This window comes from Ruegeria sp. SATB027 (assembly GCF_059613825.1).
Genome location: NZ_JBXWTH010000093.1, coordinates 111815 through 134291 on the forward strand (window position 1 = coordinate 111815; position 22477 = coordinate 134291).

The 22477-nt window shown below is 56.2% G+C and carries 23 protein-coding genes; 8 read left to right on the top strand and 15 right to left on the bottom strand.

Going from position 1 to position 22477, the window contains the following annotated elements; translation table 11 throughout:
• The first annotated feature begins 196 nt into the window (after positions 1–196).
• Positions 197–385 (top strand): hypothetical protein, encoded by a 189-nt coding sequence (locus AC2FPW_RS21600; RefSeq protein ID WP_209504738.1) that lies wholly within the window; start codon positions 197–199, stop codon positions 383–385.
• A 137-nt stretch (positions 386–522) separates the two neighbouring features.
• Here AC2FPW_RS21600 and rimO read toward each other — a convergent pair whose 3' ends face one another.
• Positions 523–1911 carry a 30S ribosomal protein S12 methylthiotransferase RimO gene (rimO, locus tag AC2FPW_RS21605; protein ID WP_496815336.1) on the bottom strand — a complete coding sequence of 463 codons (1389 nt, stop codon included), beginning with the start codon at positions 1909–1911 and terminating at the stop codon, positions 523–525.
• A gap of 95 nt (positions 1912–2006) precedes the next feature.
• Here rimO and AC2FPW_RS21610 point away from each other — a divergent pair, with 95 nt between their 5' ends.
• Entirely contained in the window at positions 2007–3962 is a 1956-nt protein-coding gene (locus AC2FPW_RS21610) for an AsmA family protein (RefSeq protein WP_496815338.1), read from the top strand.
• Between the two features lie 47 nt (positions 3963–4009).
• Here AC2FPW_RS21610 and AC2FPW_RS21615 read toward each other — a convergent pair whose 3' ends face one another.
• The 4 genes from AC2FPW_RS21615 to AC2FPW_RS21630 are packed head-to-tail and all read right to left on the bottom strand — an operon-like array spanning position 4010 to position 8581.
• Positions 4010–5506: a phosphomannomutase/phosphoglucomutase gene (locus tag AC2FPW_RS21615; RefSeq protein ID WP_267364358.1), complete on the bottom strand. Its 1497-nt coding sequence runs from the start codon at positions 5504–5506 to the stop codon at positions 4010–4012.
• A 15-nt stretch (positions 5507–5521) separates the two neighbouring features.
• Positions 5522–6355, bottom strand: a complete 834-nt coding sequence (gene kdsA, locus AC2FPW_RS21620; protein ID WP_267364357.1) for a 3-deoxy-8-phosphooctulonate synthase — start codon at positions 6353–6355, stop codon at positions 5522–5524.
• A gap of 5 nt (positions 6356–6360) precedes the next feature.
• Positions 6361–7944 carry a KpsE/RkpR family capsule polysaccharide export protein gene (locus tag AC2FPW_RS21625; RefSeq protein ID WP_496815340.1) on the bottom strand — a complete coding sequence of 528 codons (1584 nt, stop codon included), beginning with the start codon at positions 7942–7944 and terminating at the stop codon, positions 6361–6363.
• Complete coding sequence (locus tag AC2FPW_RS21630) at positions 7922–8581, bottom strand: ABC transporter ATP-binding protein (protein WP_209504732.1); 660 nt, start codon at positions 8579–8581, stop codon at positions 7922–7924. Before AC2FPW_RS21630 ends, AC2FPW_RS21625 begins: the two co-directional genes overlap by 23 nt.
• Positions 8582–8830: 249 nt before the next feature.
• On the opposite strand from AC2FPW_RS21630, the gene AC2FPW_RS21635 reads away from it, so the two are divergent.
• Together AC2FPW_RS21635 and AC2FPW_RS21640 are read left to right on the top strand one after the other, a co-directional pair.
• Positions 8831–9418 (top strand): uracil-DNA glycosylase family protein, encoded by a 588-nt coding sequence (locus AC2FPW_RS21635; RefSeq protein WP_267364354.1) that lies wholly within the window; start codon positions 8831–8833, stop codon positions 9416–9418.
• Positions 9411–10199 carry an SseB family protein gene (locus AC2FPW_RS21640; protein ID WP_496753498.1) on the top strand — a complete coding sequence of 263 codons (789 nt, stop codon included), beginning with the start codon at positions 9411–9413 and terminating at the stop codon, positions 10197–10199. The genes AC2FPW_RS21635 and AC2FPW_RS21640 overlap by 8 nt, the downstream gene beginning before the upstream one ends.
• 59 nt (positions 10200–10258) lie before the next feature.
• Here AC2FPW_RS21640 and yghU read toward each other — a convergent pair whose 3' ends face one another.
• Positions 10259–11137, bottom strand: a complete 879-nt coding sequence (gene yghU, locus AC2FPW_RS21645) for a glutathione-dependent disulfide-bond oxidoreductase (RefSeq protein WP_480505973.1) — start codon at positions 11135–11137, stop codon at positions 10259–10261.
• Between the two features lie 248 nt (positions 11138–11385).
• On the opposite strand from yghU, the gene AC2FPW_RS21650 reads away from it, so the two are divergent.
• Positions 11386–11904 carry a YHS domain-containing (seleno)protein gene (locus AC2FPW_RS21650; protein WP_496815342.1) on the top strand — a complete coding sequence of 173 codons (519 nt, stop codon included), beginning with the start codon at positions 11386–11388 and terminating at the stop codon, positions 11902–11904.
• 49 nt (positions 11905–11953) lie between these two features.
• Here the strand turns inward: AC2FPW_RS21650 and AC2FPW_RS21655 are convergent, their stop codons facing one another.
• Complete coding sequence (locus AC2FPW_RS21655; protein ID WP_267364348.1) at positions 11954–12619, bottom strand: DnaJ domain-containing protein; 666 nt, start codon at positions 12617–12619, stop codon at positions 11954–11956.
• A 229-nt stretch (positions 12620–12848) separates the two neighbouring features.
• Positions 12849–13715: a methylenetetrahydrofolate reductase [NAD(P)H] gene (metF, locus tag AC2FPW_RS21660; protein ID WP_480519088.1), complete on the bottom strand. Its 867-nt coding sequence runs from the start codon at positions 13713–13715 to the stop codon at positions 12849–12851.
• Between the two features lie 94 nt (positions 13716–13809).
• Between metF and AC2FPW_RS21665 the strand changes: the two genes are divergently transcribed.
• Both AC2FPW_RS21665 and AC2FPW_RS21670 read left to right on the top strand, forming a co-directional pair.
• Positions 13810–14715, top strand: a complete 906-nt coding sequence (locus AC2FPW_RS21665; protein WP_480482174.1) for a LysR family transcriptional regulator — start codon at positions 13810–13812, stop codon at positions 14713–14715.
• Positions 14716–14813: 98 nt separating this feature from the next.
• On the top strand, positions 14814–15599 hold the full coding sequence (locus AC2FPW_RS21670) for an inositol monophosphatase family protein (RefSeq protein ID WP_480773747.1): 786 nt from the start codon (positions 14814–14816) through the stop codon (positions 15597–15599).
• A 917-nt stretch (positions 15600–16516) separates the two neighbouring features.
• Here AC2FPW_RS21670 and AC2FPW_RS21675 read toward each other — a convergent pair.
• The 6 genes from AC2FPW_RS21675 to AC2FPW_RS21700 form a co-directional block, all read right to left on the bottom strand.
• Positions 16517–16834: a hypothetical protein gene (locus AC2FPW_RS21675; RefSeq protein WP_496815343.1), complete on the bottom strand. Its 318-nt coding sequence runs from the start codon at positions 16832–16834 to the stop codon at positions 16517–16519.
• On the bottom strand, positions 16831–17772 hold the full coding sequence (locus AC2FPW_RS21680) for an NAD(P)/FAD-dependent oxidoreductase (protein ID WP_496815345.1): 942 nt from the start codon (positions 17770–17772) through the stop codon (positions 16831–16833). Before AC2FPW_RS21680 ends, AC2FPW_RS21675 begins: the two co-directional genes overlap by 4 nt.
• A 33-nt stretch (positions 17773–17805) precedes the next feature.
• Complete coding sequence (locus AC2FPW_RS21685) at positions 17806–18168, bottom strand: cupin domain-containing protein (RefSeq protein ID WP_496815347.1); 363 nt, start codon at positions 18166–18168, stop codon at positions 17806–17808.
• 54 nt (positions 18169–18222) lie between these two features.
• A complete protein-coding gene (locus AC2FPW_RS21690; RefSeq protein WP_480557754.1) occupies positions 18223–18960 on the bottom strand; it encodes an amino acid ABC transporter ATP-binding protein in 738 nt (245 codons plus the stop codon).
• Positions 18957–19613, bottom strand: coding sequence for an amino acid ABC transporter permease (locus AC2FPW_RS21695; RefSeq protein ID WP_496815348.1), 657 nt, complete (start codon positions 19611–19613; stop codon positions 18957–18959). Before AC2FPW_RS21695 ends, AC2FPW_RS21690 begins: the two co-directional genes overlap by 4 nt.
• 349 nt (positions 19614–19962) lie before the next feature.
• A complete protein-coding gene (locus AC2FPW_RS21700) occupies positions 19963–20574 on the bottom strand; it encodes an ABC transporter substrate-binding protein (protein WP_496815349.1) in 612 nt (203 codons plus the stop codon).
• Positions 20575–20685: 111 nt separating this feature from the next.
• On the opposite strand from AC2FPW_RS21700, the gene AC2FPW_RS21705 reads away from it, so the two are divergent.
• Entirely contained in the window at positions 20686–21297 is a 612-nt protein-coding gene (locus AC2FPW_RS21705) for a cupin domain-containing protein (RefSeq protein ID WP_496815350.1), read from the top strand.
• Positions 21298–21707: 410 nt separating this feature from the next.
• Here AC2FPW_RS21705 and AC2FPW_RS21710 read toward each other — a convergent pair whose 3' ends face one another.
• Positions 21708–22451, bottom strand: a complete 744-nt coding sequence (locus AC2FPW_RS21710) for a rhomboid family intramembrane serine protease (protein ID WP_496815351.1) — start codon at positions 22449–22451, stop codon at positions 21708–21710.
• Positions 22452–22477 lie beyond the last annotated feature (26 nt).

Here is a 22477-nt window from a genome sequence, read left to right on the forward strand (position 1 = left end):
ACAGTTTAGGACGATGCAGACAAAAAGGTAGCTAATTTGCCGCGAGGATCGTTATTTGGGCTTCCAACTGGCATGTAATCGCTCTGTCTCACAATGATGTGATTGATGCTGTTGCCAGATTGCCGTTCAACCCTTATTCTGATGGCGGCCCCGAAAAGCTGGGCAATATCAGAAAAGTAATAGAGGATTGACGGACATGAAACTGAAACTTGCAGCCGTTGGCGCATTTGCCCTGGTCCTGACTGCTTGTGCGCAGCAGGAAGAACCGACCCCTGTTTACGTACAACCCGACTACGACAAGTATGGCTCGGCCAGCTGCTCGGCAGGCTATGAACTGGCAACAACCGAAGCAGGTCAGACTGTCTGCAACCCGGTTTCTCAGTAAGCTTATCGCAGGCGGTCTGATTGCGGACCGCCTGCACCATTTTCAGGAATTATCGCCGCCATTCATGGCGGTTTTTTTCTACCTGCGCTGTACGGGGTAACTATTCACCCGAGGGCATTATGGGCAGGTTACTGGCGTCAAACGGGTTTCCCCCACAGATCGTATTCCCCCGCGTCGTCCACTTCGACCGTGACGATATCGCCGGGTTTGAGGCCTTCGAAGCCCTCGTCAATGAACAGGTTACCGTCGATCTCGGGCGCGTCCGATTTGGTGCGGCAGGTGGCGGCTTCGTCATCCACTTCGTCAACGATTACTTGAAGCGTTTGTCCGACTTTAGCTTGCAACTTGGCTTCTGAAATGGCCTGAGCCTTTTCCATGAAGCGATCCCACCGCTCTTGCTTGATTTCGGCCGGAACATGATCAGGCAGGTCGTTTGAGCGCGCACCATCCACGTTTTCGTATTGAAAACAGCCGACACGATCCAGTTGCGCCTCGTCCATCCAGTCCAGCAGGGTTTGGAATTCGGCCTCGGTCTCACCGGGATAGCCAACGATAAAGGTCGAACGCAGGGTGATATCGGGGCAGATTACGCGCCAGGCCTGAATTTCGTCCAGAGTTTTGGCCGCTGCGGCGGGGCGGGCCATCCGTTTCAGAACATCCGGGTGGGCGTGCTGGAACGGGATATCCAGATAGGGCAGTATGTTGGACCCGGCGTCCGCCATCAGCGGGATCAACTCGCGCACATGCGGATAGGGATAGACATAGTGCAGCCGTACCCAGGCATCCATCTGACCCAGTTCTCGGGCCAGATCGGTGATGTGGCTGCGCACCTCGCGGTCTTTCCACGGGTTCACATCGTATTTCCGATCCAGCCCATAGGCCGAAGTATCCTGCGAGATCACCAACAGTTCACGCACGCCATTTTCGACCAGCTTTTCCGCCTCGCGCAGAACCGCATGGGCCGGACGGCTGGCCAGTTTTCCCCGCATGTCGGGGATGATGCAGAACTTGCATTTGTGGTTACAGCCCTCGGAGATTTTCAGATAACTGTAGTGGCGGGGGGTCAGTCGAACGCTGCTGGCGGGCAGCAGATCGACGAACGGGTCAGGGTCAGGGGGAACGGCGGCGTGAACCGCATCCAGTACCTGTTCGTACTGATGCGGACCGGTGACCGCCATGATGCGGGGGTGGTGTTCGCGAATGTAATCCGGTTCTGCGCCCAGACAGCCGGTTACGATGACCTTGCCGTTTTCAACCAGTGCCTCTCCGATCGCGTCCAGCGATTCCGCCTTGGCGCTGTCGAGGAACCCGCAAGTGTTCACAATGACGGCATCGGCTCCGGCATAATCGGGCGAAATGCCGTATCCTTCGGCACGAAGCCGGGTCAAAATGCGTTCGCTGTCGACCAAAGCTTTTGGACAGCCCAGCGACACCATGCCGATCGTCGGCTGGTTTGAACGGGGTGTCTCGGTGATCCGGGCGGCCGGAGCAAGGTCGGGGCGGAGGTTTGGCGGGTTTGTCGTCATGGCGCGGCATATAGTGGGGAAAGCTTCCCCTTGCAAATGTGACGTGCGATTTGAATGATCGCGGTAAAGACAAGCCAAATGGCGGAGAGCAGATCATGAAATGGCTGATACGCATCCTGTTTATTGTTGTGGCGGTGGTTGGGCTGGTCATTGGCGCGCTATTGCTGATGCCCGGCGACAAGCTTGGCACGATTCTGGCCGAGCAGGTCAAAGCCCAGACAGGGCGCGAACTGACATTGAGCGGCGATGTGCGCCTGTCGTTCTGGCCGGTACTTGGTATGGAAACCGGGCCGGTGCGTTTTGGGAACGTCAGCTGGGCCGGGCCAGAGCCGATGCTGAGCGCTGATAGCCTTGCCGTGGGCGTGGATGCTGCTGCGCTTTTGAATGGGGATCTGCGGATCAAACGCGTTTTCGCGGAAAACCCGGTGCTGCGGCTGGAGCGTTCGCAAGGGCGTGGAAACTGGGAGCTGAGCGCGCCTGTGACCACCGCCACTGCCACACCGTCTGCGGGGACGGTTCCGGGCGGCGCATCGTCGGTCGTAACTTTGGAAGAGTTGCAGCTTACGAACGCGCGGTTGATTTATGTGGAAGATGGCGCCACGCAGATGGATTTTCCGGATGTAACCTTGTCGGCCAGTTGGCCGCAGGTCACTGCACCGATGGTAATGGAGGCATCAATGCCTGTACCCGGAGGTGCTGTTCAGGTCGATCTGAAGATCCCGGACTTGCCAGCTTTTGCCGCGGGATCCGTAACCGCGCTTGAACTGGCTCTGGCTGCGCCGGGCGGCAAGATCGGATTTGACGGCCAAGTCAATCTGGCCGGAGAAATGGACGGGACCACAAAGATCATCACCCGAGATACGGAAAAGATGCTGGCGGCCTTCGGTCAGGCTGGTGTGGTTGTGCCGTCGGGATTGGGTAACGTTGCCGATATCTCTGCGCGAATGACCTATACGCGGGACGGTCGGATTTCCCTGCGGAACATGACAGCGCAGTTGGATGGCAACCGGTTTGTCGGAGAGGCGGATATCACCATTTCTGATCCTCCTCAGATCGTCGCACGCCTGGATGCGGGCGATCTGGACCTGTCGAAGATAGCCGAAACCAGCTCCGGGCCGGGTGGCGCGTCTCAACCTGCCTCACCAGTGCAAGAAGGCTGGTCAAAAGACCCAATCGACGCATCCGCTCTGGCTTTGGCAAATGGCAATATTCGCCTGACGGCCAACTCAATCGCCGTTCCCGGCATGACGTTTGGGAAAAGTGACCTGACACTGACACTGGATCGCGCGCGGGCGGTTCTTGCCATGCATCCCGCGACGTTGTTTTCGGGTCAGTTGAATGGGCAGGTGGTTGCCAACAATCGCAATGGCCTGTCCGTGGGCGGCAAGGTGACGGCAAGTGAGATTGATCTGAAACAGGCGTTGTCGACACTGGCCGGGGTCGAACGCCTGTCGGGAAGCGCGGCAGGAACCGTTGAGTTTCTGGGTGTAGGTCAGTCTGAGGATCAGATTATGCATTCTCTCAGCGGTAAGGGAAATCTGGATGTCGGGACGGGGGTAATATCCGGTTTCGATCTGGATCGACTTATGGGGCAGGGGACCGGATCAGGCGGGACGACTGTGTTCAACAGCCTGTCGGCCAGCTTCACCATCGATCAGGGTGTGTTGACGAATAACGATCTGCTTATGTCGCTCAAGAATTTCCGTGCCGATGGTCAGGGGATCGTGGGTCTGGGTGCGCGCAATATCGATTATCTGTTCACGCCCGTAGCTTTGCGGGCCAATTCGGGGCAGGGCATATCGGTGCCTGTGCGTATCGTTGGCCCGTGGAGCAACCCGTCAATCAAGCCGGATCTGACCAAGGTCATCGAAGCAGCGGCAGATGTGAAGGTCAAGGAGCTGGAAAACGACGCGAAACAGAAAGTTTTCGAAAAGGTTGGAAACGAGCTGGATACTACCATCACGGACAGCGATCAGATCGAAGATGCGCTTAAGAACAAGCTTGAAGAAGAGGCGAAGAAAGGGCTGCTCAAACTGTTTGGCGGCAACTGAGCAAGTGTTGCGCTTGGGGCAATCAGATATGCCCCAAGCAGTTTTCTTCAGATGGTCTGGTCGTAATCGCCAACACCGGGTTCGGTTCTGATCACCGCATCGATATCGGCAAAGATCGCCCGCATCTCAGCCTCGCTTTCGCTGCTTTCACAGACGACCACCAGATTGGGTGTGTTGGATGAAGCCCGCACCAGCCCCCAGCTGCCATTGTCCAGAATGACACGTGCGCCGTTCACCGTAACGACCTCTTTGATCGCACGGCCTGCGAGTGTTTCGCCCGCATCTCCCTTGGCAACGAGCTTGTCGACCAGACGCTGCAGGATATCGTATTTTTCGGTATCTGCAGCATAAGGTGACATCGTGGGCGTCGACCAGGTCTTGGGCAGCGCCTTGCGCAGGTCGGACATGCTTTGATCCGGGTTGCGGTCCATCAGCTTGCAGATCTCGACCGCGACGCGCATTCCGCAGTCGTAACCGCGCCCGACCGGTTCGGCCAGAAAGTAGTGGCCCGACTTTTCGAACCCAGCCAGCGCACCGATTTCCTTGACGCGCCGTTTCATGTGGCTGTGGCCGGTTTTCCAGTAATCTGCCTTGACGCCAAGGGCTTGCAACTCGGGATCGCTTGCAAACAGGCCGGTAGATTTCACATCTGCGACAAAGGTCGATCCGGGGTGCAGCTTGGCCAGATCGCGGGCCATGATCACACCCACCTTGTCGGCAAAGATTTCTTCACCTTCATCATCGACGACGCCGCAACGATCACCGTCACCGTCAAACCCAAGTGCCAGATCGGCACCGCTGGATTTTACCGTTGCCGCCATGTCATGCAGCATTTCCATCGCTTCGGGGTTCGGGTTGTAATTCGGGAAAGTGTAATCCAGCCGGTTATGGCTGGGGACGACCTCAACCCCCATCCGTTCGAAGATTTCGGGCGCAAAGGCCGAAGCGGTGCCGTTTCCGGTTGCGCAGACAATCTTTAGCGGGCGGGACACTTTGAAATCACCGACGAGGTCGTCGATATACGCTTCCTTCACGCCCTCGACGAATTCCCAAGATCCACCCTCATGCGTCTGACCTTCGCCGTTTAGAACGATGTCGCGCAATTCAGACATCTCGTCGGGGCCGTGTGTCAAAGGGCGGTCAAAGCCCATTTTGACCCCAGTCCAGCCGTTTGGATTGTGGCTGGCCGTAACCATCGCCACGGCCGGTACATCCAGATGAAACTGTGCGAAATAGGCCATTGGACTAAGCGCAGGGCCAATGTCTTTCACGCGGATACCGGCCTGCATCAATCCCAGGATCAGGGCGTTTTTGATCGCCAGTGAATAGTCACGATAATCGTTTCCTACTGCGATCACGGGCTCGATCCCGCGCCTGCGCATTTGGGTACCCAGTCCAAGGCCAAGCGCCGTCATGCCTGGCAGGTTGATCTCTTCCGGATATTTCCAGCGGGCGTCATATTCGCGAAACCCGGTGGGTTTGATCATCGCGTCGCGCAGAAAACTCCAGGTGTTTGGTGTTACCTCGGGAATTGGTTTGGTCATAACAAGTCTCAGTCGTTAAATCTGAATAGGATCAGCTTTGGCCAGCGCATCGAAGCGCATCAAAGTGTCAATGAGTTGGGGCATCTGATCCAACGGAATCATGTTGGGCCCATCCGAAGGGGCATTGTCCGGATCCTGGTGTGTTTCAATGAACACCGCGCCAATACCCAGCGACACGGCGGCGCGTGCCATGACCGGTGCAAATTCGCGTTGCCCGCCCGAGGAGCCACCTTTTCCACCCGGTTGCTGCACGGAATGGGTCGCATCCATCACCACCGGGTATCCGGTTTGGGCCATTTGCGGCAGGGACCGCATATCAGCCACCAGCGTGTTATAGCCGAACGAAGTGCCACGTTCGGTCAGCAGGATATTCGTGTTGCCTGTGCTTTCGATCTTGGACACGATATTGGGCATCTCCCACGGCGCAAGAAACTGACCCTTTTTCACATTAACCACTGCGCCCGTATTGCCCGCAGCCAGCAGCATATCCGTCTGGCGGCACAAAAACGCCGGGATTTGCAGGACATCTACTGCCTCGGCAGCTATGGCGCACTGCGCTTCGGTATGAACATCGGTCAGGACCGGTATGCCCATTGTCTTGCGGATACTGTCCAGAACCTGCAACCCCGCATCAATGCCCATGCCGCGCTTGCCGGACAGCGAGGTCCGGTTCGCCTTGTCATAAGATGCCTTGAAGACATATTGCGCGCCGGCTGCATCGCAGGCCTCTTTCATCTTGCCAGCAATCATCTGTGCGTGGTCTGCCGTTTCAAGCTGGCAAGGGCCTGCAATGATGGTCAGCGGAAGGTCGTTGCCGACTGTCAGGTCGGAGATTTTTACATGTTTCATGAGTCTTATGAGGATACCTGTTCACGAAGGACCGACGCGGTAAGCGAGATCATGAGGTAGATACCAGCAAACAACAGGAATGCCAAAATCGTATTTTCGAACTTGCGCGGATAGCTGGGTTCCTGACTTGGGATCGGGTTCACCGAGACGGTCAGGTAACGCACCTGCCGGTTAGCTTCGGATCGGGTCGATTCCATTTGCTGCATTGCCGTTTGCAGCATCATGTCCCGTGCCGCCAGATCCGCCTGAGCGATCTGGATGCGCACGCTCAACCGCGCCAGCGAATTTTCGCCATCGGAAGCATCCTGCATCTCGGCATTTAGTTGTTCCAGCACCTTTTCAAGCCGGGCAATGTCAGCCTTGACGCCGTCGACCTTGGCTTTGTTCGGACGCAGGTTGTCTTGCAGGGCGGCAAGTTCAAGCTCTTTGTCCTGCACCAATATCTCGATCTCGTTGATGCGGGCGCGCAGGCTGGCAATGACATTCTCGGGGTCCAGCACCGCCCCTTGAAGCTGAAGCTCGATCAATTCCTCCTGCGCCTGCCGCCGCGCCTCCTGCGCCGCTTCAAAGCTTTCCAATGCGTCGCGCATCTGGTCTTCGCGCTTCTTGCCGGACAGGGCATTCACCCGATCTTCGGCGTAAGAGATCAAACGCTCCGAGAACTCGGTTGAGGTCTGTGCGTCTGGTGCAACAACCTCCATCCGAATGACCCCTTCGGTTGGATCATACCCGATTGTGATCATGCGTTTGAACAGCTTGTATGCGTCTTCCAGCGTGGCGTCGGGTGATAGCCTTTGAATCGGATCAATCACTTCCTGCTTGAAGACATCAGAAAAACCGGCGTCCCGATCCAGCAGCAACAAAGCCTCTTTCGATTCCAGGAAAGATTGAACCGAGATTGAATCCTGCGTGGTGGCGAATTGCGTCCCGGCGAGCAGCCCGCCGATGGAACCCGGCCCGCCATCGGCTTGCAGGATCAGAAACTCGGAATCGCTGGCATACATCGGGGTGGCGATGCGATAGAAATAGAACCCCACAACAAAGGTCGGAAGGAACACAAAGGCGGCCAGACGCGCGAACAGGCCAAACAGTTTACGCCTGCGTCGGCGCGCGATGTCCTTCTGAATCTGACCGATTTCAAGGTTCCGCCGCTCAGCCGGGCTGAGCTCGGGTCCCGGAAGGTTTGGCGTGCTTGCACCTACCGATTGCGGCAACTGAATGCTGATCTTGTCTTTGACCTTTGAACTGTCGCCCTGTCCCGAGGGCTTTGCCGCGGCAAGATCAAGAAGGTTCGTGCGCTGAAACGGATCAATGCCTTTCTTGCGCAGCAAGCGTACCGCATCATAGTCCGATGTTGCTGCCAGTCCGTGTTTCTGCGCGAGTTTACGCGCAATACGCAACTGGCGGCCTGTCAGGCCTTCGCGCTTGATGTCGTCAATTTGCGTGCCTGGCTGGGCCTCGGCCGCCGGTGCCTGACCTTGCGTCGCGCCCCGTATGCGCGAGATTGCATCCGCTCGCGCCTCGGCCGAATCGTCCACCTGTCGATTGCTGCGCCAGTTGTACTTTCTAACCTTGGGTTTCGTAGTCATATAGCTGCTTTGCCTCTTCCAAGGAGTCAAACATGTACAATTGCCCGTCCAGCAGAACGGCGGCCTGCTGAGCGAATTTTTCCAATACAGTCGGGCTGTGCGACACGATCACCAATGTCGTGGTGCGCAACCTTTCCTTCAGGATCGCCCCTGCCTTCTCGTTGAATTCAACATCTGTAGACGCTGGCATCCCTTCATCGACAAGATACATGTCGAAATCCAGCGCCAGCATCAAAGAAAACGTGAATCGTGACCGCATCCCCGAAGAATAGGTGGACAGCGGCTGTTCGAAATATTCACCCAAACCGCAGAGCCATTTGCAATACGCCTCAACATAGTCCGGGTCCATGCCGTAAATCTTGGCGATGTATCGCGCGTTCTCAAGCGCCGACAACTTGCCGGTTACACCCCCGGTGAAACCCATGGGGAACGAGACCCGGCATTCGCGGCGGATCACACCCTCGTCGGGTTTTTCCAGACCGGCCATCATGTTGATCAGCGTGGTTTTGCCAGTACCATTCGGGGCCAGAACGCCCAGCGACGTGCCCAGTTCGACACGGAACGAGACCCTGTCCAGGATTACCTTGCGGCGCGTCCCGGTCCAGAAGGACTTGCTGACATTGTCGAACTCTAGCATTCGGGGCCTGCTGCTCGTTTCCGTTGTGTCGCCGCGCTTTCAGGCGGTCAGAAAGGATGGTTTTTACCGTTCCATGTTGGCTACATTATGTCGAATTATGAAACAAATGTTCAATGCGTTGCTGCCGACCCCTCAAACAACTGATCGATTGTCGGCAATTCCGCTGCACTTCTGGTAATCTGCCGCACCTTTATTATGTGGTTTCACACCTGATCCTTGCAAAACAGCTTTGGGAGGTTTTGCAACAAGATGAAAGATTTAGATGGCGAAATCCGCGCGTGCCGCCTGTGCGCCGCGTCCTTTGCGCAAACCAAAACTGCCCATGAACCCCGCCCGGTGGTCTGGTTTCGGCGCGGAACACCCATCCTGATCGCAGGGCAGGCACCGGGTGCGCGCGTGCACGAGTCGGGGCAGCCCTTTACTGACCCGTCCGGCGACAGGCTGCGCCACTGGCTTGGGGTCGATGAACCTGTTTTTTATGATCGTGACCTTGTGTCGATTGTGCCCATGGCATTCTGTTTCCCCGGCTATGATGCCCGCGGCGCGGACCTTCCTCCGCCCGCAATATGCGGCAAAACCTGGCATGACAGGGTGATGCAGGAACTGGGGCAGGTGCCGTTGACGGTGTTGGTCGGTGGTCATGCGCATAAATATCATCTGGGCGCGCGAGGGTCGGTGACGGATACCGTTCGGAACTGGCAGGACCATGCGCCGCGGGTCTTTGCCTTGCCTCATCCGTCCTGGCGGAATACGGCATGGGTAAAGAAAAACCCGTGGTTCGAGGCAGAACTGCTGCCGGTTCTGCGCGCGCGGGTCCAAGAGGTGCTGAATGACTGAAACCACAGCGTTGGACACGGCGCATGCCGCGATGCTGGCAGATCCGCAGAACGATGCTGCCCGTCTGCGGTTTTTTGAACGGCTTGCAGATAGTGAGCTGTTTTTGATGCTGACCGAGGAAGCGATGGGCGAAAACATCTCGCCCGAGGTGTTCGATGTGGCCGACGGGCGCTTTGTGTTGGCGTTCGACCGCGAGGAACGATTGGCGCAGTTTGCCGGGAGGCCTGTGCCTTATGTTGCGCTGTCGGGGCGTGTGTTGTCGGGGATGCTGGCAGGGCAGGGTATCGGGCTGGGCCTGAACCTGGAAACTGCGCCATCATCCATGCTGGTGCCTGCCGAGGCCTTGGGCTGGCTGGCCGAAACGTTGCAGCATGGCCCCGAAGAGGTCGAGGAAAAACTAGCCGAGTTCATGCCGCCCTCCGGTCTGCCGGACAGCCTGTTGACCGCCCTCGATGCAAAGCTGGCAACTGCTGGCGGGCTTGCCAGTGCGGCCTATCTGGTCGCCACGAAATCCGAAGCGGGCGCTCAGGGTCATTTGCTGGGGTTTGTCGGTGCGGTCGAAGGGGCCGAGCCCGCGCTGGCCAAGGCTGCTTCTGAGGCGTTGACGTTTTCGGGGATCGAAGCGGGGGCGATGGATGTCGGGTTCTTTGCCACAGATGACGCCGCTGCCGCGCTGCTGGCGAAGACGGGACTTCGCTTTGACCTGCCCGAACCGCAGGTTGCAGATCTGGTGCGCGAGGTTCCGGGCAGCAATCCCGCGAAACCGCCAATTCTGAAGTAACGGCCAAAACGCAAACACGCGGCGCACAATGCACCGCGTGTCACTAGGATGGGACACTGCTATTCCGCAGCAGCTTCCAGTTTGTCCTGCGTGCGTGTTTCGAAATCACTGGCGTCGTGACGCTCGTGAAGCTGCGTGTGCGGCTCGCCAAAGGCGCGGTTGACCATACGGCCACGCTGAACCGCAGGTCGTGCGTCAATCGCTTTGGCCCAGCGCACCACGTTCTTGTAGGATTCCGCGTCAAGGAACTCTGCCGCGCTGTACAGTCGGCCCAGAACCAGTTGACCGTACCACGGCCAGATCGCCATGTCGGCAATGGTATATTCCTCGCCCGCGATATAGGTCTTGTTCGCCAGTTCCCTGTCCAGAACGTCCAGCTGGCGTTTTGCCTCCATCGCAAAGCGGTTGATCGGGTATTCCCACTTTTCGGGCGCGTAGGCGTAGAAATGGCCAAACCCGCCGCCCAGATAAGGGGCGCTGCCCATTTGCCAGAATAGCCAGTTCATGACTTCGGTCCGTTCCGGCCCGGACGCGGGCAGAAACTCTCCGAACTTCTCAGCCAGATGAAACAGGATCGAGGCACTTTCAAACACCCGAACCGGCTTGTCGCCAGAGCGATCCCAAAGGGCGGGGATTTTCGAGTTTGGGTTGACCTCGACAAACCCTGAACCGAACTGGTCGCCCTCGCCGATGTTGATCAGCCAGGCGTTGTATTCAGCGCCTTCGTGACCCAATGCCAGCAACTCTTCCAGCATAACGGTGACTTTGACACCGTTGGGCGTGGCAAGGGAATACAACTGCAATGGGTGACGTCCAACCGGCAAGTCCTTGTCATGGGTTGCGCCGGCAATAGGTCGGTTAATATTGGCGAACTGTCCGCCGCTTTCACTGTCCCATGTCCAGACTGCTGGTGGGGTATACGAAGATTGGTCGCTCATTTCTTGCCTTTCATGCCTTTATCCGGGCCGCGTTCGATGCAGTCTTACAGGTAGTGTTGCAATCCGCCGAGTCCAACCCAGCTTTTCCGGCATAATTTGTAATAATCCGCGACCAAACTCTCACGTTTGCTCGAGAGGGGTCACAGCGGCGCGAGGAGGGCTACGAACAGAATGGGAATCGCATATTGTTTTGCCAGACCTGCCATCACGGCGTCACCGATACCGCTGGAACGAAAAGGATAAACTACATGAAACGCTTTGCTTTGACCTTTGCTGCGGCCATGGCCCTGGCCGTTCCGGCATTTGCCGGGCCGCAATATATTGACGGCACAGGGTTTGCCGTTTCGGGGTATGATGTTGTCGCCTATCGCAACCTGGATCAGGTACCGGTAGGTCAGCCACAGCACGAAGGCGTGCGTGGCAATGCCAGCATTACTGCCGAATACAATGGTGCAACCTGGGCATTCTCGTCCGAGGAAAACCGCGACAAATTTCTGGAAAACCCGGCCTATTATGCCCCGCAATATGATGGACACTGCGCCTATGGCGTGTCGCGCGGTGGCAAGGTTCCGGCAAACCCGAACTTGTGGCGGATCGTTGACGACAAGCTGTATCTCAACATCACGGATGTGGTCGTCGGGTTCTTCGAAGAAGACATTCCGGGCAACATCAACCTTGCTGAAGGCAACTGGCCGGGTATCGAGCCGTCTGACGCCTCGACCAGCGTGATCCCGAAATTTACCTCGGAAGGTCCGGTGACAAACTGACCCGGCCAAAATTGCACAAAGCCCGGCTTACCCAGCCGGGCTTTTTCGTTCAGCCAGCAAGCCAGAACTGATCCCGTATCGTCTGGTCGGCGTCAAACCGGATCCTGACGCTCTTGGCACCCGGAAATTTGCGTTCTCGGATCGTATCGGGAATGACGACTTCCCCAGCGCCCGTGTCGCTGGATTGAAAGCTCAGGATTTCCGCTGTGGTGTGCCGCGCACTGGTCAGAACGGTCGTTGGCAAAGCCACACGATTTGCGCCCTGATTAACCGGTGTCGTGACGAAGTAGGTCAGGTGTCGCCCAAAGCATCCGACCGCGTCGGGGACATGGTCAGCAACACCGCTGCCACATTTGGGTTGAATACCAGGCTGACTGTTCATATGCGACAGCACTTGCCCCGGATTCAGCATTGCCTCACAGGCGGCAATATCCTCTTGCGGAAGCTCGATGATACGTTTTTTCAACCGTGCCCGACGTGGTTGCGGCGGGCCAGCAGCGGCACCGCCCTTTGTCGCCAGCCCTTCTTTGCGCAGAAAATCATAGGCTGCCTTGGCGCGCGAAAACCCGGAACTGTCGCCTTCCTTGTGATCAGGATGCGTGTGAAAGGCGATGTGACGCCAGGCCTCTCGTATTTCACTGGAATTGGCAGACGGGTTTAGGCCCAGATCTGCCAGGGCATCCGTGCGTGCCCTAACCTTATCGACAGGTTCCATACTCAAAACACTCATTAAAAACTACACAGCCCTAGTGTTGCCGAGGGCATGGTTTTGTCAAATTTCATGGTTGATTGAGAGGGAAGCTGACAACAATCGCGATGCGAAGATTCCATTGTTCCGCAAAGGTGTGAATTCGCGGATACGACTGTGAAACAGGTCACGCATAAGAAAAGGAAAACGCCCGGGAAAATTCGTAACCCGGGCGAATCATTGGATTTTTCAGTTGTCAGGCGACGTTTTGAAGATCGACTTGTGGCGTAATTCCAAGGGCAAAGCACACATCGCGCGTCAATTCCGGGCGGTTGAGGGTATAGAAATGCAGCTTGTCCACACCACCTTCGATCAGGTCCGAGCACAACTCGGTGCAGATCGCAGTTGCCAGCAGATCCTCTCGCCCGTCGCGCACGGCCTTTTCAAAGGCTTGTTCGACCCAATCGGGAATATGTGTGCCACAGCTTTTGGCGAACTTGCGCGCACCTGCCCAGTTTTCTATCGGCAGAATGCCCGGAACGATCGGTTTGTCGATACCAGCCTTGGCGCAGGCATCACGGAAACGGAAGAAGGTTTCGGCCTCGAAAAAGAATTGCGTCAGCGCTTCGTCAGCGCCCGCGTCAAGTTTGGCCTTCAGCCAGTCCACGTCTGCTGACATGTCGGCGGCTTCAGGGTGCTTGTCAGGATAAGCCCCGACACGGATGCTGAACATTTCGGTTTCAGCCAGCGCCTCAATCAACTCAATCGAACTGTTAAAGCCTTCGGGGTGCGGTACGAACCGATCATGCCCTTTTGGCGGGTCGCCCCGCAGGGCCACGATGTCCTGCACGCCCGCACGTGCGAATGTGTCGGCGATTTCCAGCGTTTCCTGCCGCGAAGCGTCAACACAGGTCAGATGCGCAGCGACGTTCAAACCAGAGGATTTATGCAGGGTTGCGACCGCGTCGCGCGTCAGTTCCCGGGTCGTACCGCCAGCACCGTAGGTGACGGAAACAAAACGGGGCTCCAGCGGTGCCAATGTCTGGACCGTATCCCAAAGGCGGAAAGAAGCCTCCAGAGTTTTGGGCGGAAAGAACTCGAATGAAATTTCGGGTTTGGACATGGCTGCCTCACTGGATCAACTGACTATCTTGTGCCATGACGGGCATTGTGAGACAAACTCATATTATTCAACAACAACATGAACGATACTTGAGATGCACATTGAATTCCGCCACCTGCGTACCATCAAGGCGATCCATGAATGCGGTGGGTTGGCGCGCGCTGCCGACCAGTTGAACATCACTCAATCCGCATTGAGTCATCAGATCAAAGGGTTGGAGGATCAGGCCGGGGTCGAGCTGTTTCTGCGACGTTCAAAGCCGATGAAGCTGTCAGCCGCCGGTTTGCGTCTGCTGCGGTTGGCCGAGCAGATCCTGCCGCAGGTCGAGGCGGCACAGAATGAGTTTTCATCGCTGCGGGACGGGCGTACCGGGCGGATGCATATCGCCATCGAATGCCACGCGTGTTTCGAATGGCTGTTTCCGGTTCTTGAATCCTTCAGGAAATCCTGGGGCGACGTGGATGTCGATATCCGACCCGGTCTGGCCTTCGACGCCCTGCCAGCCTTGCAGAAGGAAGAGGTTGATCTGGTGGTCTCATCCGATCCCGAAGACCTGCCGGGTGTCGAGTTTGTGGAGCTGTTTGACTACAACCCCGTCTTTGTCGCTGCATCAGCCCATCCACTGGCGGAAAAAGCCTATGTCGAGGCTGAGGATTTCCGAGGCCAGACCCTGATCACCTACCCGGTGGAACGCACACGTCTGGATGTGTTCAGCCAATTGTTGATCCCTGCACGGGTCGAACCCGCCTCGATCAGGCAGGTGGAACTGACAGCTGTCATCCTGCTTCTGGTGGCCTCAAACCGAGGCATCTCGGTTCTGCCGGATTGGGTCGTGCGCGAGGTCAAATACAACTCGGACTATGTGACCCGCCCCCTGACCAAAGAGGGGATTACGCGTCGCCTTTATGCAGCGGTCCGATCAGAAGATCTGGACAAGCCTTATGTGCAGGAACTGGTAAAACTGGCCCGCGAAGAGGCGCGCAAGCTGCAATCCCGGTAGAGGCGTTTTCTGCGGGTCTGTTATGCACATCATTCCTCTTGGCAAGGAAGCCTTGCGGCAGTATACGCGCGGTTTGACCGGACAGGAGCCTTTTTACAATGGTTGGCAGTGCAAATCTCAACATCATGATCAAGGCCGCGCGCAAGGCGGGGCGTTCTTTGGTCAAGGACTTTCGTGAAGTCGAGAATCTGCAGGTGTCGATGAAGGGCGCTGGTGACTTTGTGTCGAAGGCCGATATCGCGGCCGAAGCCATCCTGAAGGACGAGTTGCTGGGCGCACGCCCAACCTATGGCTGGCTGGCTGAAGAGGGTGGCTCCATTGACGGCGAAGACCCGACCCGCCGCTGGATCGTTGACCCGTTGGACGGCACCACCAATTTTCTGCATGGCCTGCCGCACTGGGCGATTTCCATCGCGCTGGAGCACAAAGGCAAGATCGTAGCCGGCGTGATCTATGACGCCGCCAAGGATGAGATGTTCTTTGCCGAAAAAGGCGAGGGCGCGTGGATGAACGACACCCGAATTCGAGTGTCGGGGCGTCACCGCATGATAGAATCGATCTTTGCAACCGGCCTGCCCTTTGGGGGTCGTTCTGACCTGCCTGCAACCCTGCAGGATCTGGCGCGTCTGATGCCCGCTTGCGCCGGTGTGCGCCGTTGGGGTGCTGCGGCGCTTGACATGGCATATGTGGCTGCGGGCCGGTACGAAGGCTTCTGGGAACGCCGCCTGAACGCGTGGGATGTCGCCGCCGGTATCATCATCGTGAAAGAGGCTGGCGGCTTTGTGCAGGCCCTGAACCCCGAGGGTAACGCGCTGGAAGATGGTGAAGTGATCTGCTCGAATGAACCGATCTTTGATCAATTCGCCAAAGTGATCCGGGGCTGATCGCCCACAGGCGCTAACTTAAGCGATCCATAAATCAGTCTTGCTCTGTTTTGGAAGGCGTAAGACTGGTTTCAATCCCGAGTTAAAGGGCCGGAGCGGGCTTGTTTCCGTTCATGGTGATGTAGTTGACATTTGGGTGGCCGCACGGGAAGCCGGTGCCTGCCAACGCAGCCGGAAGGTCGCGGTCTCCCAGTCATTTTTGCGGCTTGCCAGCATTTTAGGTCCTGAGGCCATTCACTGTCGTCCGCTTCGGCCTGCGCAGCGTTTGCCGGGATCACGGTTTGTATGACGTTGGTGTATTGAAGCGGCCCCGCGGGAGTGCAAGCTGGCTGGAAACAACATGCCAGATGCTTTTGGCGGATAAGATCAAGATCTGGTCACATGACCGTTCGGTTGCCTCATTGGTCAACGGAATAGCGGTCATGGGACCCGGAAAGTTCGGTCAGGCGTGGCGATTGCACTATCGTTGCGGGGTACGGACATATTCCAAACCATTGAGGTTACCGGCGGGCATAGTGGTGAAAGCCACAAGCACTTTCCGGTTCATACCGGGGATATTGCCATTGGTGCCCGCGCCAATGAGAGGCCGTCGCGGCTGGAGTATATTCTGGAGAGCGGTGCCGATTTCATTGTCCGCTCGGGATGGCCCGCGTATCAACAATCGTCACCAAACGGCGATGTGTTCAGCATGACGTGTACAAGTTCGGCTAAAACTGGCTTTGCCGCGAAAGCCAGAGACCGGCGAAGCGCGAGTGGAAGGCCACGCGGAAGGAGAACCTGCTTCCCATAGAGTACTTCCACACTTTGTCTTCACGCTGCCAGCCGATCTCGAGCACCACGTCGGACATGACAGCCGTGCTATGGGGCCGCTGCTATCCTTCCAGGTGCTTGCTGATGCGGCAAGGTCGATTCTCAGATCACCTCTCCAGTAAGTCCCGCAGACGAAAGTACCAGATCGCGGCGGTGCCGTAATATGGGTGCAAGCGATGAAAGGGGAGCTGCTTCATCCGGTCCGCCGGCAACGGCAGAGGGATGGAAGAGTTCGCCAGATGGGCACCAATTGCCGCCCCCAATGCACTGCCAAGCGCCAGACCTCTGCCATTATATCCCAGTGCGGCCGTGACTCCGGCAGCCGGTTGATAGATATGAGGCAGGTGGTCCAAATTCATTGCAGCGCGTCCAGACCACATAAATTCCAACTCTTGATTTTCCAGAGAAGGGAAAAGCGCCTTCAAGTCAGCATGGATACGTTTGAAAGAGTTCGGCCCGCGTGGTTCTGCAAAATGTCCTCGCCCCCCACCATGAGACGGTTCCCCGGGCCAATCCGAAAATAATTAGCGATACGCCGAGTGTCCGATACAACGCAGCCTTCGGGCAAGATTGATTGGCTAATGCTTTCGGGCAGAGGCTTTGTGGCCACCTGAAAACTGTTGGCGGGCACCATTGTCTGGCGCAATCCGGGCCACAGGTGGCTTGTATAGCCGTTGGTCGCCAGCACCACCTGATCTGCTTTGATCTGCCCTTGTTCGCCTACCGACAGTTTCCATCCCGCTCCATCTGATTGTATCCGGGAAACAGGGCTCTTGCCGAAAATCTTACACCCGGCATCCGAAGCCGCTTTTGCAAGCCCGGTGGCATAATTCAGCGGGTGCACACAGCCAGCCCTCCGGTCTTTCCAACCTGCAACAAACCTGCTTGAACCCGTCTGACGGGCGACCTGCGCAGCATCCAGCCATTCGACGGAGGCCCCCCGCTTTTCCCATTGCTGCATCCGGCTTTGCAAAGTTGGGATATGCGAGGTTTTTACAGTTGTCTGAATCCAGCCGTCCTGGCGGTGGTCACATTGGATGTTATGTCTATCGATAATATCAAACACATGTTGCGCAGCACCGCCGACAAATTCGGTGGTTGCCTCGCCATACATGCGGTCCAGCTTGTCAGGATCGTACTTGAGGCCAGGAATGACCTGACCACCATTTCTCCCACTGGCACCAAATCCAGGTTGCTCAGCTTCAACGACGATGACGTTTGCACCCGCTTCAGCAAGAGAAAGAGCACAGGAGAGGCCAGTGTAACCTGCGCCTACGATCGCGACATCAGCCTTGCAGTTGCCGGCCAAAGCGGGGAATTTTGGGGTGCTATTTGCCGTGGCGGACCAGATAGAGTCTAGCATTGCGGTCAAACTCCGAAACTCAAAATACGGTCGTCAATTTGCATTCTCTACCAGGAAATAGAGCTTGCGGACGTGGGAGTGGATTGCCCAGGTGCCTTTCCAACCTTTGGGCAGGGCAAGAAAATCATTCGCGCCAAGGGTTACGGAATGGCCACCATCGGCATCAGTGATCGTCGCCGAACCGGACAGAATGTGACAGTATTCTGCCATGCCACTACGGTCTGCAGTGAACTCGCCCGGAGTGCATTCCCAGATACCGATCTTCGTATCTCCGGTTGGCGATGTGTAAACGTGCGCAGTAGCTTCCTGTTGCCCCGGCGTCAGGGTTGTCGGTTTGGGTCTGTAGTCGCCAACTTGGATCGCATCGAGATCTTTCAGGCCAACAAGATTGAACATTGTTGTTCTCCGTAAATGTCATTGGGACAGCGGCTGGATTTAACCAGCATCATTTCACCCTTGTTCAGGGTGTGTGACCCGCCTTAGGAATTCCTGGGTGCGCGGATGTGTTGGATTTCGCAAAACTTCCTGCGCCTTACCCTGCTCAGCGATTTGACCCTTATCCAGGAACAGCACGCGGTCAGCGACTTCCCGGGCAAATTGAATCTCATGGGTCACCACAAACATGGTCATGTGCTCCTCAGCGAGGGCGCGCATAACCTGTAACACCTCGCCGACCATTTCCGGATCAAGTGCCGATGTTGGTTCGTCGAGCAAAATGGCTCTGGGTTGCATAGCCAAGGCCCGGGCAATAGCGACCCTTTGCTGTTGCCCTCCGGACAGCGAGGCAGGGTAGGCGTTGATTTTTTCGGCTAATCCGACCCGCTCCAGATATCCGATTGCGCGATCCCGCACCTCGGACTTGTCCTGTTTCAGAACATAAAGCGGCCCCTCCATGACATTCTCCAAAGCCGTTCGGTGGGGGAAAAGGTTGAAACGTTGGAACACCATAGCCACTTGCGCTCTAAGTTGGTGAATTGTCGGTGATGCGACATCGACACGCTTCCCATCGATCAGAATGTCACCTGCCTGGTAAGATTCCAGACCGTTTACGCACCGGAGCATCGTTGATTTACCAGAGCCCGAAGGCCCGATAAGGCAAACAACTTCGCCCACTTCGACATTGGCGTTGATACCTTGCAACACGTTCAGTGAGCCGAAGGATTTATGAACCTCCTTGAATTCGATCATTTTGCGTCGCCCATTTTGTTTTCCATTTGCCGGATCGCGATGTTCAGGGGGATGGTCAAGCTCAGGTAAAGCAGCGCAACCAAAGTGAAAATTGTCATGTTGTCGAAGGTTGAAGAAGCCAGTGTTTTTCCCCGCATGGTCAACTCGGCAACTGAAATAACAGAGACCTGTGAACTGTCTTTGAGTAGCATGATCGTATTGTTGCCATAGGGTGGCAGGACAATTCTAAACGCCTGCGGCAGTACCACTCGACGCATCATCATACCGTGCTTCATTCCGATGGCTTTTGCCGCCTCTACCTGGCCGCGGTCTACCGCCTCTATCCCCGCACGAAAGGTTTCGCCGATATAGCAGGAATAGGTCAGCGCCAACCCGATGATGCCAGCCTGAAACGCGGTAAGGTCGATGCCGATTTCGGGCATCACAAAATAGATATAGAACAAAACCACGAGGATCGGGATGCCGCGTATGAATTCTGTCAGATACCGAATACCTTGAGCAAGGACTGGGATTCCTGAAGTTCTGAGCAGAGCCCACAATAATCCCAACAAGGTTGATAAAAGCAGTGCAAGCACTGTGACGGCAATTGTAAGCTTCAATCCACTCCAAAGCAGAGGTAGATACTCGATCGAGCGTTCAAGAAAGGTTGACATTGGCGCTGTTCCTACGGTCGTAGCGCTGGCACATCACTTGGTGAGCTGCCAGCGCCCTCTTGCTGGTTAGGGAAGTTTCTCAAAGGCCGTATTTGTTGAAGATGGCCTTCAGCTCACCCGAATTCTGCAACTTTGCTAACGCCTCGTTCACCTGTTTCAGCAGAGCAGCTCGGCATTTCCTTTGTCTACAGCCAACCCGACTCTGCCCGGTTTCATTGGTTCATAGCCTTCAACCAAACGAACACCCAGATTGGGATTTTGTGAAATCTGGTATCCGACAATGGGACCGTCGCCGAAACCCGTTTTGATCCGACCAAGTTGAACGTCGCGCATGATATCTACGATCGAGTCATACAACTTGATCTCGCCGAATCCCCCCAATCTCCGCCAGGGAATCCGCGTACACAGTTCCAACCTGCGCTCCAATCACCTCGCCCGCTAGATCGTCTCGCGTATAGTTTTCAGGGTTGTCCGAAGCGACGAACATTGCGTCCCCATAGCTGTAGGGACTGTCTGAGAAGTCAACGACCTCTGCGCGTTTGTCGGTGATCAGCATGCCCGCAGAGATAAGATCAATCTTTCCTTTGGTCAGCGCGGGAATGAGTGCCGAAAACACAGTAACTTCAAACTGCATCTCCATTCCGATTTCCGCACCAATCGCATTTGCAATGTCAACCATGGCTCCTGTCGGTTGTCCGGTTTGGATATCAACAAACGTAAACGGCACACCCGTGGTCGTTACCCCGACATTAAGAGTTTCCGCGAAAGTGCCGTTCGCAACAGACAGCCAGGTCGCTGCAGCGAGTGCGGTAAGTATTTTCATGTTAATGAAACTTCTCCTTATTGGTTCTTCACTATTCTGAGGCCCTGCGGACCCACCTGACAGGTCAACATCCCCCGAGTGTAGATGAGATTGAAAAATATTCCACAGGTTTTCATTAAAATGAAATATCATGCTCATTCGGGCTTCTTCCACGGTCAATGTGAAAAGTTGGGTGTATTTCATGGACATGAAGAGTGGTGGAAGGTATTCTTCGTATTCAAGTAACGAAGAGAGCGTGTCTTTATCATTATGCCAAACAACTCAAATCACTCAGCAGCGGCTGCAACGGATGGAGTAAGCGAAGACGTGCGACTTGGTCGCGCGATACGCGATCGGCGTAAAGAATTGGGACTTACACTGACTTATATCTCTGACGAGGCAGGGATATCGGTGGGCCTACTTAGCCAAATCGAAAGGGGGTTATCGTCGCCGTCGGTTCGGGTCTTGCGCTCGATCAGTGGCGCGTTGCGGTTGTCGGTACTACAGCTGTTCAGTGTAGATGAAAACGAGGCGGCAGATGATGAGAGCTATATCGTTCGGGCCAATCACCGCAGGTCAATTGATCTCAGCAGTAAAGGGGTGCTCAAGTCCTTTTTGACAGCGCACGACGAAGGTGAACTACAGGTCATGGATCTAGATCTTGAGCCGGGTGGCGGATCAGGTGATGAACCGTATTCTCATGCCGGTGAGGAATGCGGGGTCGTGATTGAAGGATGTCTGGAAATATCGATTGATGGCAGGCCGCATATCCTGAACCAAGGGGATTCATTTCATTTTGAAAGTAGCCTCCCTCATCGGTATCGAAACCTTGGCGAGGGAAAATGCAGGGTTATCTGGGCAACGACTCCTCCAATCTGGTAGTGTTGAGGCAGGGGGTTCAGCAATGAACCGCTCAACGTCAAATTTTTCGGAGCTTAGGCAACGCACCTGGCTGCTCGGAGCAAGATCTGACACCTCAGGTGCGAACAATTACCGTGCCGGTGAACGGCGAGCGTGCCTTGCAACCCTGATTTTGGAATCTAATCTCGCAGGGCCAAGCTTGAATGGCTGGTTTTAACCCGCGCGGCGGCGTTGAGAATGAAGCAGCCGCGGCGGTTCCCATGCTGCGAACACGCGCACTAAAACTGGCATGCTGACCCCGAGTTCTCTTGGCACCTTCGCCGCGTGCTGCACGAACGGCAACAACCGCTCACAGGATGCGTAGGCTACCCAATTTTGGTATTCGATCTGGTAAGATAGCGCCGATGGGCTGATCGCCCCTCATTTCAGCTTTATCGACGCGGAACGCGCGGTATACGTGACTGCGACAGCTTGTACTTTGCCTCAGGGTGGGGCGGGTGCCCGTGCGTGCGGTTCCAGAATTGCACGCCACCGCGTCGCAGCCGTAGCGGCACACATAGGATCAGCCCTACTGCAAATCCGCCGGTATGGGCCCAGTAGGCGATACCGCCTTCGTCCGGGTTGCTGGTGACGCTGCCAAAGAACTGTATCGCTAACCATACGCCCAGCATGATGAAGGCGGGGATGGTAAAGACCCTGAAATAGACAACCAGGATCAGCAGAATATCCACACGCGCTTTGGGAAACAGCAGCAGGTATCCCCCCATGACACCCGCAATCGCGCCCGAGGCGCCGACGGTAGGCACCTGAGAGTCCGGCCCTGTAACCACATGGATCAGACCTGCGCCGATACCTGCGACCAAGTAGAAAAGCAAAAAGGGCAGATGGCCCATTTCGTCTTCCAGATTGTCGCCGAATATCCATAAGAACAGCATGTTCCCGGCCAGATGCATCCATCCCCCATGCAGGAACATGGATGTCACAAGGGTTTCCAGACCAACCCCGTCGCTGACCCGCGCCGGGATGATCGCATAGTCGAAGAACAGCCGGTTAATAAGTGGCGCATCATTCATGATCCCCACATAGCTGAGGAAGATCAGGATGTTGGCCGCCAATAAGGCGTAGACAACATAAGGCGTGCGCCCCGAGGGGTTATGGTCGCGGATCGGAAACATGAGGTGACGCTGGGCTTTTGCGCGCC

Bases quoted from the DNA above. Each gene is read 5' to 3' on its own strand.
- AC2FPW_RS21670 (WP_480773747.1), top strand. From the start codon at position 14,814: ATGGTTGGCAGTGCAAATCTCAACATCATGATCAAGGCCGCGCGCAAG.
- AC2FPW_RS21685 (WP_496815347.1), bottom strand. From the start codon at position 18,168: ATGTTCAATCTTGTTGGCCTGAAAGATCTCGATGCGATCCAAGTTGGC.
- AC2FPW_RS21635 (WP_267364354.1), top strand. From the start codon at position 8,831: ATGAAAGATTTAGATGGCGAAATCCGCGCGTGCCGCCTGTGCGCCGCG.
- AC2FPW_RS21710 (WP_496815351.1), bottom strand. From the start codon at position 22,451: ATGTTTCCGATCCGCGACCATAACCCCTCGGGGCGCACGCCTTATGTT.
- AC2FPW_RS21610 (WP_496815338.1), top strand. From the start codon at position 2,007: ATGAAATGGCTGATACGCATCCTGTTTATTGTTGTGGCGGTGGTTGGG.
- yghU (WP_480505973.1), bottom strand. From the start codon at position 11,137: ATGAGCGACCAATCTTCGTATACCCCACCAGCAGTCTGGACATGGGAC.
- AC2FPW_RS21650 (WP_496815342.1), top strand. From the start codon at position 11,386: ATGAAACGCTTTGCTTTGACCTTTGCTGCGGCCATGGCCCTGGCCGTT.
- metF (WP_480519088.1), bottom strand. From the start codon at position 13,715: ATGTCCAAACCCGAAATTTCATTCGAGTTCTTTCCGCCCAAAACTCTG.
- kdsA (WP_267364357.1), bottom strand. From the start codon at position 6,355: ATGAAACATGTAAAAATCTCCGACCTGACAGTCGGCAACGACCTTCCG.
- AC2FPW_RS21625 (WP_496815340.1), bottom strand. From the start codon at position 7,944: ATGACTACGAAACCCAAGGTTAGAAAGTACAACTGGCGCAGCAATCGA.
- AC2FPW_RS21700 (WP_496815349.1), bottom strand. From the start codon at position 20,574: ATGAGCATGATATTTCATTTTAATGAAAACCTGTGGAATATTTTTCAA.
- AC2FPW_RS21655 (WP_267364348.1), bottom strand. From the start codon at position 12,619: ATGGAACCTGTCGATAAGGTTAGGGCACGCACGGATGCCCTGGCAGAT.
- AC2FPW_RS21695 (WP_496815348.1), bottom strand. From the start codon at position 19,613: ATGTCAACCTTTCTTGAACGCTCGATCGAGTATCTACCTCTGCTTTGG.
- AC2FPW_RS21615 (WP_267364358.1), bottom strand. From the start codon at position 5,506: ATGACCAAACCAATTCCCGAGGTAACACCAAACACCTGGAGTTTTCTG.
- AC2FPW_RS21680 (WP_496815345.1), bottom strand. From the start codon at position 17,772: ATGCTAGACTCTATCTGGTCCGCCACGGCAAATAGCACCCCAAAATTC.
- AC2FPW_RS21630 (WP_209504732.1), bottom strand. From the start codon at position 8,581: ATGCTAGAGTTCGACAATGTCAGCAAGTCCTTCTGGACCGGGACGCGC.
- AC2FPW_RS21640 (WP_496753498.1), top strand. From the start codon at position 9,411: ATGACTGAAACCACAGCGTTGGACACGGCGCATGCCGCGATGCTGGCA.
- AC2FPW_RS21665 (WP_480482174.1), top strand. From the start codon at position 13,810: ATGCACATTGAATTCCGCCACCTGCGTACCATCAAGGCGATCCATGAA.
- AC2FPW_RS21600 (WP_209504738.1), top strand. From the start codon at position 197: ATGAAACTGAAACTTGCAGCCGTTGGCGCATTTGCCCTGGTCCTGACT.
- AC2FPW_RS21705 (WP_496815350.1), top strand. From the start codon at position 20,686: ATGCCAAACAACTCAAATCACTCAGCAGCGGCTGCAACGGATGGAGTA.
- rimO (WP_496815336.1), bottom strand. From the start codon at position 1,911: ATGACGACAAACCCGCCAAACCTCCGCCCCGACCTTGCTCCGGCCGCC.
- AC2FPW_RS21690 (WP_480557754.1), bottom strand. From the start codon at position 18,960: ATGATCGAATTCAAGGAGGTTCATAAATCCTTCGGCTCACTGAACGTG.